Source organism: Nocardioides sp. Root240 (assembly GCF_001428825.1).
Classification (GTDB): Bacteria; Actinomycetota; Actinomycetes; order Propionibacteriales; family Nocardioidaceae; genus Nocardioides.
Window position 1 is genome coordinate 594388 of sequence record NZ_LMIT01000002.1, and the last position, 12284, is coordinate 606671.

Annotated in this window: 15 protein-coding genes; 12 read left to right on the forward strand and 3 right to left on the reverse strand. The window is 71.2% G+C overall.

The window, feature by feature from the left end; all coding sequences use genetic code 11:
* The first annotated feature begins 42 nt into the window (after positions 1 to 42).
* The 8 genes from ASE20_RS05870 to ASE20_RS25465 all read left to right on the forward strand — a co-directional run bounded on the left by ASE20_RS05870 (position 43) and on the right by ASE20_RS25465 (position 6577).
* Complete coding sequence (locus ASE20_RS05870) at positions 43 to 720, forward strand: helix-turn-helix transcriptional regulator (protein ID WP_056893573.1); 678 nt, start codon at positions 43 to 45, stop codon at positions 718 to 720.
* Complete coding sequence (sufB, locus tag ASE20_RS05875; RefSeq protein ID WP_056893574.1) at positions 717 to 2135, forward strand: Fe-S cluster assembly protein SufB; 1419 nt, start codon at positions 717 to 719, stop codon at positions 2133 to 2135. The genes ASE20_RS05870 and sufB overlap by 4 nt, the downstream gene beginning before the upstream one ends.
* Positions 2135 to 3298 (forward strand): Fe-S cluster assembly protein SufD, encoded by a 1164-nt coding sequence (sufD, locus tag ASE20_RS05880; RefSeq protein WP_056893575.1) that lies wholly within the window; start codon positions 2135 to 2137, stop codon positions 3296 to 3298. The genes sufB and sufD overlap by 1 nt, the downstream gene beginning before the upstream one ends.
* A complete protein-coding gene (locus tag ASE20_RS05885; protein WP_056893576.1) occupies positions 3295 to 3630 on the forward strand; it encodes a non-heme iron oxygenase ferredoxin subunit in 336 nt (111 codons plus the stop codon). The genes sufD and ASE20_RS05885 overlap by 4 nt, the downstream gene beginning before the upstream one ends.
* Entirely contained in the window at positions 3627 to 4385 is a 759-nt protein-coding gene (sufC, locus tag ASE20_RS05890) for a Fe-S cluster assembly ATPase SufC (protein ID WP_056893577.1), read from the forward strand. Before ASE20_RS05885 ends, sufC begins: the two co-directional genes overlap by 4 nt.
* Positions 4386 to 4387: 2 nt before the next feature.
* Positions 4388 to 5659 carry a cysteine desulfurase gene (locus ASE20_RS05895; protein ID WP_056893578.1) on the forward strand — a complete coding sequence of 424 codons (1272 nt, stop codon included), beginning with the start codon at positions 4388 to 4390 and terminating at the stop codon, positions 5657 to 5659.
* A 4-nt stretch (positions 5660 to 5663) separates the two neighbouring features.
* Positions 5664 to 6134, forward strand: coding sequence for a Fe-S cluster assembly sulfur transfer protein SufU (gene sufU, locus ASE20_RS05900; protein WP_056893579.1), 471 nt, complete (start codon positions 5664 to 5666; stop codon positions 6132 to 6134).
* Positions 6135 to 6220: 86 nt separating this feature from the next.
* The gene (locus ASE20_RS25465; RefSeq protein WP_056893876.1) at positions 6221 to 6577 is read left to right on the forward strand and encodes a metal-sulfur cluster assembly factor; all 357 of its coding nucleotides are present in this window, start codon (positions 6221 to 6223) and stop codon (positions 6575 to 6577) included.
* Positions 6578 to 6585: 8 nt separating this feature from the next.
* Here ASE20_RS25465 and ASE20_RS05910 read toward each other — a convergent pair whose 3' ends face one another.
* Positions 6586 to 7143 carry a hypothetical protein gene (locus ASE20_RS05910; RefSeq protein ID WP_056893580.1) on the reverse strand — a complete coding sequence of 186 codons (558 nt, stop codon included), beginning with the start codon at positions 7141 to 7143 and terminating at the stop codon, positions 6586 to 6588.
* Positions 7144 to 7183: 40 nt separating this feature from the next.
* Complete coding sequence (locus ASE20_RS05915) at positions 7184 to 7681, reverse strand: SRPBCC family protein (protein WP_200952720.1); 498 nt, start codon at positions 7679 to 7681, stop codon at positions 7184 to 7186.
* A 43-nt stretch (positions 7682 to 7724) separates the two neighbouring features.
* Between ASE20_RS05915 and ASE20_RS05920 the strand changes: the two genes are divergently transcribed.
* Complete coding sequence (locus ASE20_RS05920) at positions 7725 to 8345, forward strand: acVLRF1 family peptidyl-tRNA hydrolase (protein ID WP_056893581.1); 621 nt, start codon at positions 7725 to 7727, stop codon at positions 8343 to 8345.
* Here the strand turns inward: ASE20_RS05920 and ASE20_RS05925 are convergent.
* The gene (locus ASE20_RS05925; protein ID WP_056893582.1) at positions 8329 to 8784 is read right to left on the reverse strand and encodes a GNAT family N-acetyltransferase; all 456 of its coding nucleotides are present in this window, start codon (positions 8782 to 8784) and stop codon (positions 8329 to 8331) included. The two genes, ASE20_RS05920 and ASE20_RS05925, sit on opposite strands and share 17 nt — an antisense overlap.
* Positions 8785 to 8889: 105 nt before the next feature.
* On the opposite strand from ASE20_RS05925, the gene ASE20_RS05930 reads away from it, so the two are divergent.
* The 3 genes from ASE20_RS05930 to ASE20_RS26000 all read left to right on the forward strand — a co-directional run bounded on the left by ASE20_RS05930 (position 8890) and on the right by ASE20_RS26000 (position 12283).
* Positions 8890 to 9804, forward strand: coding sequence for an ABC transporter ATP-binding protein (locus tag ASE20_RS05930; protein WP_082612181.1), 915 nt, complete (start codon positions 8890 to 8892; stop codon positions 9802 to 9804).
* Positions 9801 to 11360, forward strand: a complete 1560-nt coding sequence (locus ASE20_RS05935; protein ID WP_056893583.1) for an ABC transporter permease — start codon at positions 9801 to 9803, stop codon at positions 11358 to 11360. The genes ASE20_RS05930 and ASE20_RS05935 overlap by 4 nt, the downstream gene beginning before the upstream one ends.
* A gap of 506 nt (positions 11361 to 11866) precedes the next feature.
* Complete coding sequence (locus ASE20_RS26000) at positions 11867 to 12283, forward strand: hypothetical protein (protein WP_414858372.1); 417 nt, start codon at positions 11867 to 11869, stop codon at positions 12281 to 12283.
* Position 12284 lies beyond the last annotated feature (1 nt).

Here is a 12284-nt window from a genome sequence, read left to right on the forward strand (position 1 = left end):
AAGCGGCCGCAGCAATATAGGCACACTTGTGTTGTGGAAATCATGACCGGGTCCGACCAGTCGACGCGCCAGCGCGTCGCGCGGTCGATCCTGGTCAACGGACCGTCCACCGCCGCGGCGCTCGCCGAACGTCTCGAACTGACCCCGGCCGCCGTACGACGTCACCTCGACCAGCTGCTGGCCGAGGGGGCCGTCGATGCCCGTGACCCCCGTCCGGTGGGCTCGCGCGGGCGTGGTCGCCCGGCGAAGGTGTTCGCGCTGACCGAGCGTGGTCGCGACTCCTTCGACCAGCAGTACGACGACCTCGCGACCGAGGCGATGCGCTTCCTCGCCGAGACCGGCGGCACGGAGGCGGTCAAGGCGTTCGCGGAGCGACGCGCCTCCTTCATCGAGCGCCGCTTCCCCGAGGTGCGCGACGCGCACCCGGAGGCCTCGCCGGCCGAGGTGCTGGCGATGGTCTTCTCCGACGAGGGCTATGCCGCCGCCGTCCGCGAGCTGCCGGTCGTGGGGGAGCAGCTGTGCCAGCAGCACTGCCCCGTGTCGCACGTCGCCCACGAGTTCCCGCAGCTGTGCGAGGCCGAGACCGAGGCGATCAGCCGGGTCCTCGGCACCCACGTCCAGCGCCTGGCCACCATCGCCCACGGTGACGGGGTCTGCACCACGTGCATCCCGGTCTCGACAGGCTCGACCACCGAGAAGAAGGAGCAGGTCACGTCATGACCTCGATCGAAGAGCTCAACCCGGAGCTGAAGGGGATCGGTCGCTACGAGTTCGGCTGGTCCGACAAGAACGACGTCGGCGCCAACGCCAAGCGCGGCCTCAACGAGGACGTCGTGCGCGACATCTCCTCGAAGAAGAGCGAGCCGGGCTGGATGCTGGACCTGCGCCTCAAGGGCCTCAAGCTGTTCGACCGCAAGCCGATGCCGACCTGGGGCTCCGACCTCAGCGCGATCGACTTCGACAACATCAAGTACTTCGTGCGCTCCAGCGAGAAGCAGGCGGCCACGTGGGACGACCTCCCCGAGGACATCAAGAACACCTACGACAAGCTCGGCATCCCCGAGGCGGAGAAGCAGCGCCTGGTCTCCGGTGTCGCCGCGCAGTACGAGTCCGAGGTCGTCTACCACTCGATCCGCGAGGACCTCGAGGCGCAGGGCGTCCTCTTCCTGGACACCGACACCGCGCTGCGTGAGCAGCCGGAGCTCTTCAAGGAGTACTTCGGCACGGTCATCCCGGTCGGCGACAACAAGTTCGCCGCGCTGAACACCGCGGTGTGGTCGGGCGGCTCGTTCATCTACGTCCCGAAGGGTGTCCACGTCGACATCCCGCTCCAGGCCTACTTCCGGATCAACACCGAGAACATGGGCCAGTTCGAGCGGACGCTGATCATCGTCGACGAGGGCGCCTACGTGCACTACGTCGAGGGCTGCACCGCGCCGATCTACTCCTCCGACTCGCTGCACTCCGCGGTCGTCGAGATCATCGTCAAGAAGGGTGGTCGCTGCCGCTACACGACCATCCAGAACTGGTCGAACAACGTCTACAACCTCGTCACCAAGCGCGCGGTCTGCGAGGCCGGCGCGACGATGGAGTGGGTCGACGGCAACATCGGCTCCAAGGTCACGATGAAGTACCCCGCCGTCTACCTCATGGGCGAGCACGCCAAGGGTGAGACGCTGTCGATCGCGTTCGCGGGCGAGGGCCAGCACCAGGACGCCGGTGCCAAGATGGTGCACGCCGCGCCGAACACCTCGTCCAGCATCCTGAGCAAGTCGGTGGCGCGCGGCGGCGGTCGTACGTCGTACCGCGGCCTGATCCAGGTCAACGAGGGCGCCCACGGCTCCAAGTCGAACGTGCTCTGCGACGCGCTGCTGGTCGACCAGATCAGCCGCTCCGACACCTACCCCTACGTCGACATCCGCGAGGACGACGTGTCGATGGGCCACGAGGCGTCGGTCTCGAAGGTCTCCGACGACCAGCTGTTCTACCTCATGTCGCGTGGCATGGAGCAGGACGAGGCGATGGCGATGATCGTGCGCGGCTTCGTGGAGCCGATCGCCAAGGAGCTCCCGATGGAGTACGCCCTCGAGCTGAACCGACTGATCGAGCTGCAGATGGAAGGTGCCGTCGGCTGATGACCGCCGAAGTTCTGGAAGGTGCCCTCGAGAAGATCGAGAGCCACCTCCACCCCGAAGGATCCTTCGACGTCGACGCCCACGAGGTGCCGACCGGTCGCGAGGAGATCTGGCGCTTCACGCCGCTCAAGCGGTTGCGGGGCATCCACGCCGACGCGCCGCTCGCCGGCACGTCGTTCGAGGCGTCCTTCGACGCCCCGGGCAACGTGCGGGCCGACCGGCTCGCGGACGACTCGCTCAAGGGCGTGTCGGGCCTCGTGCCGTGGGACCGCATCTCCGCCCGCGCGCTGGCGGAGTCCAGGACCAGCCTCGCGGTGACGATCCCCGCCGAGGCGGTGCTGGAGCGCCCGGTCTTCGTGACCATCAAGGGCACCGGCACCGACGAGGCGACCGCGGCGCACCTGGTGATCCGCGCCGAGAAGTTCAGCAAGGCGACGGTCGTGCTGCGCTTCGAGGGCTCGATGACCCTCGCCGACAACGTCGAGATCGTGGTCGAGGACGGCGCCCAGCTGGCCGTCGTGTCGATCGACGACTGGGCCGACGACGCCGTCCACGTCGGACACCGGCACGTCCGGGTGGGTCGCGACGCGCACTTCAAGCACGTCGACATCACCTTCGGCGGTGACGTGGTCCGCCACGACACGACCGCCGACTACGCCGGCCCGGGGGGCTCGGTCGAGATGCTCGGCCTCTACTTCGCCGACGCCGGCCAGCACATCGAGCACCGGCTCTTCGTCGACCACACCGCCCCGAAGACCAAGTCCCACGTGGTCTACAAGGGAGCGCTGCAGGGCGAGAAGGCGCACACCGTGTGGATCGGCAACGTGCTGATCCGCAAGGTCGCCGAGGGCATCGAGACCTACGAGGAGAACCGCAACCTCGTGCTCACCGACGGCTGCCAGGCCGACTCGGTCCCCAACCTGGAGATCGAGACCGGCGAGATCGAGGGCGCGGGCCACGCGTCCGCGACCGCCCGGTTCGACGACGAGCAGCTGTTCTACCTCCGCTCGCGCGGCATCTCCGAGAAGGAGGCGCAGCGCCTGGTGGTGCACGGCTTCTTCAACGACCTCATCCGCCAGATCGGCGTCCCCGAGCTCGAGGAGAGCCTGGCCGCGACCGTGGAGGCGGAGCTCGCCAAGAACGTCCACGCAGGTGTGCTGTGAGCTTCGAGCGGGTCGCCTCGCTGAGCGACGTTCCCACCTATGAGGCACTGGCGGTCACCGTCGATCGCTACGACGTCGCGATCGCGCGTGACGGCGACGAGGTCTTCGCCCTGCAGGACCTCTGCTCGCACGCCTCGGTCTCGCTGAGCGAGGGCGAGGTCGCCGATTGCACGATCGAGTGCTGGCTCCACGGGTCGACCTTCGACCTGCGCACCGGCAAGCCCACCACCTTCCCGGCGACCGAGCCCGTCGCCACCTTCCCCGTCGAAGTGCGTGACGGCGACATCTACGTCGACGTGACCACGACCCTGAATGGAGTCACCCCCGCATGAGCACCCTCGAGATCAAGAACCTGCAGGTGTCGGTCGACACCGAGGATGGCGCCAAGGAGATCCTCAAGGGCGTCACGCTGACCATCAAGGACGGCGAGACCCACGCGATCATGGGCCCCAACGGCTCGGGCAAGTCGACCACGGCGTACTCCATCGCGGGCCACCCCAAGTACACGATCACCGGCGGCGAGGTGCTCCTCGACGGCGAGAACCTGCTCGAGATGAGCCCCGACGAGCGGGCCCGCGCCGGCCTGTTCCTGGCGATGCAGTACCCCGTCGAGGTGCCCGGCGTCTCGATGGCGAACTTCCTGCGCACCGCCAAGACCGCCATCGACGGTGAGTCGCCCAAGCTGCGCACCTGGGTCAAGGACGTCAACGGCGCCCTCGACCGGATGAAGCTCGACCCCGCGTTCTCCAGCCGCTCGGTCAACGAGGGCTTCTCCGGCGGCGAGAAGAAGCGCGCCGAGATCGCCCAGCTCGACCTGCTCGACCCGAAGTTCGCGATCCTCGACGAGATCGACTCCGGTCTCGACATCGACGCGCTCAAGGTCGTCTCCGACGGTATCAACGACTACGCCGCGCGCGACGGCAAGGGCCTGCTGCTGATCACGCACTACACGCGGATCCTGCGCTACGTGAAGCCCGACGTCGTCCACGTGTTCGTCGACGGCCGGATCGCCGAGTCCGGCGGCCCCGAGCTCGCCGACGAGCTGGAGGCCAACGGCTACGAGCGCTTCCTCGAGGCGGCGGTCTGAGCATGTCCCTCGAAGGCCTGCTCCCCGAGCTGGCGGTCATCCGCAAGGACTTCCCGATCCTCGAGCGCACGCTCGCGGGCGGGATGCCCCTGGTCTACCTCGACAGCGCGAACACCTCGCAGAAGCCGCAGGTGGTGATCGACACGATGGTCGACCACCTCGAGCGGCACAACGCGAACATCGCGCGGGCGATGCACCAGCTCGGCGCCGAGTCCACGGAGGCCTTCGAGGCCGCGCGCGACAAGGTCGCCGCGTTCATCGGCGCGCCCGAGCGCGACGAGGTGATCTTCACCAAGAACGCCTCCGAGGCGCTCAACCTGGTGGCCAACACCCTGGCCTGGGCCGGACCGCGCCGGGTCGGTGAGGGCGACGAGGTGGTCATCACCGAGATGGAGCACCACTCCAACATCGTGCCGTGGCAGCTGCTCACGCAGCGCACCGGCGCGACGCTGCGGTGGTTCGGCCTGACCGACGAGGGCCGCCTCGACCTCTCGAACATCGACCAGCTGATCAACGAGCGCACCAAGGTCGTCTCGCTGACGTGGGTGTCCAACATGCTCGGCACGATCAACCCGATCGCCGAGATCACCCGCAAGGCCCACGCCGTCGGCGCCATCGTCGTCGTCGACGCGTCGCAGGCCGCGCCGCAGCTGCCGATCGACCTCGCCGCGATGCCGGCCGACGAGCGCCCCGACCTGGTCGCGTTCACCGGGCACAAGGTCGTCGGCCCGACCGGCATCGGCGTCCTCTGGGGCTCGCGTGCGGTGCTCGACGAGCTGCCGCCCTTCCTGGGTGGCGGCGAGATGATCGAGACCGTGCGGATGGAGGGGTCGACGTACGCCGGCATCCCGCACAAGTTCGAGGCCGGCACCCCGCCGATCGTCGAGGCCATCGGCCTCGGCGCCGCGGTCGACTACCTCGGCCATGTCGGCATGGACGCCATCCACCGCCACGAGCAGGCCATTACGGCCTACGCGCTCGAGGGCCTGCAGTCGGTCAAGGGCCTCACGGTCCTCGGTCCGCTGGACGCCGCCTCGCGGGGCGGTGCGATCTCGTTCGAGCTCGACGGCGTGCACCCGCACGACATCGCCCAGGTGCTCGACAGCCGTGGCGTCGCCGTGCGCGCCGGCCACCACTGCGCGAAGCCGGCCCACGCGCGATTCGGCGTGCAGAGCTCGACACGCATGTCGTCGTACCTCTACACCGAGCCGCGGGAGATCGACGCGCTCGTCGAGGCGCTGGAATACACCCGCTCGTACTTCAAGTTGGACTGACGAGATGACCGCACAGGATCTGGATGCCCTCTACCAGGAGATCATCCTCGACCACTACAAGCACCCGCACGGCAAGGGTCTGCGCGAAGCGGACCCCGACCACAGTGCCGAGGTGCACCACGTCAACCCCACCTGTGGCGACGAGGTGACGCTGCGCGTCCACCTCGCCGACGGCGTCGTCGAGGACGTGTCCTACGACTCCGTGGGCTGCTCGATCTCGCAGGCGTCCGCGTCGGTGCTGCACGACCTCGTGGTCGGCAAGAGCGTCGACGAGGCGATGGCGATCCACCAGGAGTTCCTGACCCTCATGCAGGGCAAGGGCACGGTGGAGCCCGACGAGGACGTCCTCGAGGACGGCATCGCCTTCGCCGGCGTGGCGAAGTTCCCGGCACGCGTGAAGTGCGCGCTGCTCTCGTGGATGGCGTGGAAGGACGCGACGGCGCAGGTCGTCGCCGGAGACGGAGACAAGGCATGAGCGAGCACACCCACGACCACAGTCACGACGGGCACGACCACAGCGGCCACGGCCACGGTCACCACGACCACGGCGACCTGCCCCACGTGCCCGAGGCCGCCGGCCTCGCGGAGGCGAGCACGAACGCGTCGTCGAACGTCGCCCTCGCGGACATCGAGGAGGCGATGAAGGACGTCGTCGACCCCGAGCTCGGCATCAACGTGGTCGACCTCGGCCTCGTCTACGGCATGCACGTCGACGAGAGCACGAACCTCGTCCTCGACATGACGTTGACCTCCGCGGCCTGCCCGCTGACCGACGTGATCACCGACCAGACCAACAGTGCCCTCGAGGGCCTGGTCAACGACGTCGCGATCAACTGGGTCTGGATGCCGCCGTGGGGCCCCGACAAGATCACCCCGGACGGCCGCGAGCAGCTGCGGGCGCTCGGCTTCAACGTCTGAGCCTGCTCCTAGGTGCAGCGGCCCGCGCGGTGGCCGTAGCGCCACGAGAAGCTGACGAGCACGTCGCCCTCGGGACCGCGTCCGAACAGGCGCACCCGGTAGGTGCCGCGGTAGCGCGGCGCGGCGAGCTCGAAGAGGCGCGGCGAGACGGCGGTCGGCGTACGGCCCACGGTGCACCCGGCGCGCCGGGGGTGGGCGAAGCTGCGCACCTGGGCGGACCAGCGCCAGCCGGGTCGGCCGAACCAGAACCGGAGGTTCGCCGTGCGGTCCACCTTGGCCAGCTGCGCCCGTGTCGGCTCCAGCCCGTCGGAGCAGACGGCGGAGCCGATCTCGCCACCGTCGTCGGTCGTCTCGGAGGGCGCCGTCCAGCAGTAGGTGGTGGGTCGCAGCGTGACCTGGCGCCGGGGGAGCAGCAGGGTCACGGGCGAGGGCTCCGCGTTCCACGTGTACGACGGCACGTCGGTCCGCGACGCCGGTGCACCGGTCGCGGTGGCAGGGCCGTGGACCGCCGGGAACGCCAGCAGGGGCAGGACCAGGGCAGGCAGGACGGCGCGGCGGGAGACCATGTCCCGATGGTAGGACCGGCCGCGGGGACGGCAGGGCGATTCAGCGGAACCGCTGGTCCGTGTAGGTCCGCAGGTTCCGCAGCAAGCGCCGGAAGACCGCGTTCATGACCGGCCTGCCGAGCGGCATCCCGAGCCGGGACGGACCGCGGACGTCGAGCGACAGGGTCCAGGTCAGCCGGCACCCCTCCGGGGTGGGCACGACGTCGTGCCGCTCGGCGAAGGCCTTCACGGTCCTCGTGGACGACTCGTTGAAGCGGAAGGACATCATCGTCGGCGGCTCCCAGGCCAGGAACTCCTCGTCGCCGACGAGACCTCCCCGCATCGTGACCATGCGCCGGGTGCCGACGCCGCGCGGCTCGGGCGTGGTCCACTCCACGTCGGTGATCACCTTCGCCCAGCGCGGCCACGCGGCAGCGTCGCCCAGCACCTCGAACAGCTCCCCGGGCGTGATCGCGAGGTCGACGGAGTTGGAGTAGCGGTACGGCGCGCGGTCGACGAAGTCGATCCCGACATGCTCGCACGGGTGCATCGTGGCCATGGGCAGCAGACTAGAACACGTTCTCGTCAGTAGGGTCGGGTCCGTGCCCGAGGTCCTCGTCCCCACCGCCCGCTGGGCACGCTGGCTTGCCAACTTCTCGGCCTCCCACGGCGAGTTCTCCCTGGAGGTCGCGGACGGCGCCTTGCTCGGGACGGCCGGCGACGGGTCGCGCTTCGCGGCGCGGCTCCCCTTCTCCCTCGGGTACGACGGCGCCGCGACCGCCGACGAGCTCGCCGCCGCCGCGGTCGCACCCCCGGCCTGGGGTGTGCTGCTGGTCCGCAAGGGCGGCTTCGCGGTCGCGCGGGTCGAGCAGGGCGTCGTCGTGGCGTCGAAGACCGGCCAGCGTCACGTCCAGGGCCGGACCAAGGCCGGTGGCCAGTCGCAGCAGCGGTTCGCGCGGCGGCGGGCGAACCAGGCGCGGGACGCCTACGAGGCGGCGGCCGACCACGCGGCCCGGGTGCTCGGCGACGTGGGCGTCGCCGTCGCGGGCGGCGACCGGACCGCCGTGGCCGAGGTGTTGGCCGACCGGCGGCTGGGCGGGATCGACGTGGTGGGCCCGTGGTTCGCCGTACCGGATCCACGGCGGGCGGTGCTCGACCAGGTCGTGCGCGACGCCCAGGCCCTGGTGGTCGACGTCGAGAACGCCGCTACAGCTCCAGGGTGAGGAAGGTGCTGTTCGGGTCGAGCGTGTAGCCCTCGAACGGCGGGCACTCGGTGAAGCCACGCGTCAGGTAGAGCGCCCGGGCGGCCGCGAAGTAGTCCTCGGTGCCGGTCTCCAGGCTGACCCGCGTGTGACCGCGTTCCCGGGATGCGGCGAGGACGTGGTCGAGCAGCCGGCCGGCCACGCCGCGACGGCGGGCGGCGGTGGCGGTGCGCATCGACTTGAGCTCGGCGTGGGTGCCCGAGAGCTGCTTGAGGGCGGCGCAGCCGAGCAGCAGGTCGCCGTCACGGGCGGTCCAGAACGAGATGCCGGGGGCGGCGAGCGCATCGGGGTCGAGGGCGTGCACGCTCTCCGCCGGCGAGGTGGCGTACATGTCGGCGAGGTGCTCCTCGAGCAGGGCGAGCACGTCGGGGCGGCGGGGGTCGTCGGGCTGGATCTCCACCGGGCCATGGTGCCGGGGGACCGCGGACCCCTGTGCGCCGGGTCCTTGGTCACCGACCCTGTGCTCGGGCGCCGTCCGTCGACTCACGAGGTCTAGCCTCGAGACGTGCACGACAGCCATGAGCCCGTCATCGAGATCCACGACCTGGTCAAGGCGTTCGGCTCGTTCCGGGCCCTCGACGGGCTGGACCTGTCCGTCGTACCGGGGGAGGTGCACGGGTTCCTCGGGCCCAACGGCGCGGGGAAGTCCACGACGATCCGGGTGCTGCTCGGGCTGCTCCGGTCGGACGCGGGGACGGTCCGGCTCCTCGGCGGCGACCCGTGGCGCGACGCGGCCGACCTGCACCGCCGGCTGGCGTACGTGCCCGGCGACGTCAGCCTGTGGCCCAACCTCAGCGGCGGCGAGACGCTCGACCTGCTGATCCGGATGCGCGGCGCCGATCCGCGGCAGTCGCGACGAGACGAGATGGTCGAGCGCTTCGCGCTGGACCCCACCAAGCGCGGGCGGGCCTACTCCAAGGGCAACCGGCAGAAGGTCGCGCTGGTGGCGGCCTTCGCGACCGACCCGGAGCTGCTGATCCTCGACGAGCCGACGTCCGGCCTCGACCCGTTGATGGAGCAGGTCTTCAACGACTGCGTCGCCGAGCACACCGCGCGCGGCGCGACCGTGCTGCTCTCCAGCCACATCCTCAGCGAGGTCGAGCGTCTCGCCGACCGGGTGACGCTCATCCGCGAGGGCCGCGTCGTGGAGACCGGCACCCTGGACTCCTTGCGGCACCTGCAGCGGACCCGCCTCGTCGCGGGTCTCAGCGGGGAGGTGCCCGACCTGGGCGGGCTCGACGGCGTCCACGACGTCGCGGTCGAGGGCGCGAAGGTGACGTGCACGGTCGACGCCGACGCGCTCCCGGGCGTGCTCGCCGCGCTGACCGCCGCCGGCGTGACCAGTCTGACCAGCAGCCCACCCAGCCTCGAGGAGCTCTTCCTCGACGCCTACCGCGACCGGGCGGGCGCCGGCCGATGAGCACCACGACCGGCTGGCGGCTGCTGCTCGGCCTCGCGCTCCGCCGCGATCGCGTGCTCGCGGCCGTGTGGATCGCGGTCCTGGTGCTGATGAGTGTCGCCTCGGCGGCCGCGACCCCGAGCCTGTACGCCGACCAGGCGGACCGCGTGCATGCCGCCGAGGCCCTCAACGCGAGCCCCGCGATCGTCGCGCTGTACGGACCCGTCCTCGACGTCACCAGCGAGGGCGAGCTGGCGATGACCAAGATGACGGTGCTCTACGCCGTGTTCGTCGCCGTCCTCTTCGTCGTGGTGGTCCGCCGGCACACCCGCGTCGAGGAGGAGACCGGCCGGACCGAGCTGGTCGGCGGCACCTCCGTCGGCCGCAACGCCCCCTTGCTGGCGGTCGCCGTGGAGACGCTGCTGCTCGCGGCGGCGCTCGGCGTCCTCACCGCGGTCGGCAACGCAGTCAGCGGTCTCGCTCCCAGCGGCTCGATCGCGTTCGGCGCGCTCTGGGCCGGCACGGGCCTGGTCGCTGCGGGCATCGGCGCCGTCACCGCGCAGGTCTCGGCCAGTGCGCGGACGTGCGCAGGCTTCGCGGCCGCCACGATCGGGGTCCTGTTCGTGCTGCGCGCCGCCGGCGACACCGGTCCGGAGTGGCTCGGCTGGCTGTCGCCGCTGGGCTGGAACACCCGGGTGGCGGCGTACGGCGACACACGGTGGTGGCTGCTGGCGGCGTACCCGGTGCTCACGGTGGCCCTCGCGGCCGTCGCCGTCGCGCTGCGAGGGCGACGCGACCTCGGCTCGGGGCTGCTCGCGGCCCGTCCCGGGCCGGCCGAGGGATCGCCACGCCTGACCGACGCGCTCACCCTCGCACTCCGGACGACCGGCACGACGCTGCTGCTGTGGACGCTCGCGGCGGGTGTGCTCGGCGTCGTCTTCGGGATGATCGCGCCCGGCATCGGCGACCTGCTCGACTCCGAGACCGCGCAGTCGCTCATCGACGAGCTGGGCGGCGAGCTCGTCGCCGCGATCTTGTCGGTGGTGGCAGTGGTGCTCACCTACTTCGCCGCGACCGTGGTCGCGCACACTGCGCGGGACGAGACCGACGGCCGGGCCGAGCTGGTCCTGGCGACCGGCACCAGTCGTGGTGCGTGGTTCGGCGCCACGCTCGTCGTCGCGCTCGTCGGCACCGCCCTGCTGCTGGTGGTGACCGGCATCGGCCTCTGGATCGGGTACGTCGCCGCCGACGGCCCCGGGATCGGCAACCTGCTGGTCGCGGCCCTCGCCTGGGTCCCGGCAGCGTGGGTGGTGGGCGCCCTCGCGGTGCTCTCGCTCGCCTGGGGCACCCGCTGGTCGGTGCTCGCCTGGGTGTGGCCGGCGGCCTTCCTCGTGCTCGGGATGCTGGGCGACCTGCTGGAGCTCCCGGCGTGGGTGAGCGGCCTGTCGCCGTACGCCCACGTGCCGTCGCTGCCCTCCGAGCAGTGGAGCTGGGGGAGCAGCGGCACCCTCACCGCGCTCGCGGTGGCGCTGCTCCTGGTGGCGTGGTGGCGCTTCCGCGAGCGTGACATCCACTAGTTGACGCCTCGCATCCACTAGTTTCAGGCGCATGTGGCAGCCCGAGCCGGACTGGGTGGCGCTCCCGGGAGGAACGGGGACGTCCACGGTCGGCGTGTGGCGCACCGCCCTCGGCGGGCGTCCTGTCGTCGTCAAGCGGCTCGGCGCGCCCGAGCCGGGGGACCCCGNGCAGCCATGTCGCGTACTGGCGCCGCGAGGCCGACGTCCTCGAGACCGGCCTCACGGCGGGCACCCCCGGCCTGCGCGCCGCGGGCGCCTCGGTCGAGGAGGACGACGACGGCATCACGATCACCCGGGACTGGGTGGAGGACGCGGCGTCGAGCGGGCTCTTCCTGGCCCTGTCGGTCGGCCGCTTCGCCGGCGCCGGGATCGGCCACCCGACGTTCCTGGCGACCGACCTGATGCGGGACCGGCTCGGCCGGGTCGCCCGGCGCGGCGGCTGGCCCACGCTCGCGCGGACGACGGTCGCGGACGTCGCGGAGCACCTGTGGACGCGCCGCGAGGTGATGCTCGGGCTGCTCGACGGCCTGCCGCAGGTCCCGCAGCACGGCGACCCCACCGCGCTCAACGTGCCCGGCCGGGACGGTGACGAGGCGCTCGCGATCGACTGGGGAACCCTCGGGCACGGTCCGGTCGGCGGCGACCTCGGCTACCTCTCCCTCTCCACGCGCGAGGAGTTCGAGCCGCTGCTCGACGCCTACCTGCTCGGCCTGCCCGCCGGCGTCGCCGACCGCGACGCGGTCGTCCTCGGCGCCCAGGTGGTGGCGGTCTACACCGCGCTGAGCCGCGCCGAGTGGGCGCTGGCCCGGGTGGCGACCGGTGAGGGGGCCCTGGTGGCGAAGTACCGCCACCCCGCCGTGGCGCCGCACCTGCGGGCGCTGCAGCGGACCTTCGGGCACATGGAGGCCCTGCTCGAGCTGTGAG

Excerpts from the sequence above, each read along its gene's own strand:
- ASE20_RS26000 (WP_414858372.1), top strand. The coding sequence starts at position 11,867 with ATGCTCGGGCTGCTCGACGGCCTGCCGCAGGTCCCGCAGCACGGCGAC.
- sufB (WP_056893574.1), top strand. The coding sequence starts at position 717 with ATGACCTCGATCGAAGAGCTCAACCCGGAGCTGAAGGGGATCGGTCGC.
- ASE20_RS05910 (WP_056893580.1), bottom strand. The coding sequence starts at position 7,143 with ATGGTCTCCCGCCGCGCCGTCCTGCCTGCCCTGGTCCTGCCCCTGCTG.
- ASE20_RS05870 (WP_056893573.1), top strand. The coding sequence starts at position 43 with ATGACCGGGTCCGACCAGTCGACGCGCCAGCGCGTCGCGCGGTCGATC.
- ASE20_RS05935 (WP_056893583.1), top strand. The coding sequence starts at position 9,801 with ATGAGCACCACGACCGGCTGGCGGCTGCTGCTCGGCCTCGCGCTCCGC.
- ASE20_RS05895 (WP_056893578.1), top strand. The coding sequence starts at position 4,388 with ATGTCCCTCGAAGGCCTGCTCCCCGAGCTGGCGGTCATCCGCAAGGAC.
- ASE20_RS05915 (WP_200952720.1), bottom strand. The coding sequence starts at position 7,681 with ATGGCCACGATGCACCCGTGCGAGCATGTCGGGATCGACTTCGTCGAC.
- sufD (WP_056893575.1), top strand. The coding sequence starts at position 2,135 with ATGACCGCCGAAGTTCTGGAAGGTGCCCTCGAGAAGATCGAGAGCCAC.
- sufU (WP_056893579.1), top strand. The coding sequence starts at position 5,664 with ATGACCGCACAGGATCTGGATGCCCTCTACCAGGAGATCATCCTCGAC.
- sufC (WP_056893577.1), top strand. The coding sequence starts at position 3,627 with ATGAGCACCCTCGAGATCAAGAACCTGCAGGTGTCGGTCGACACCGAG.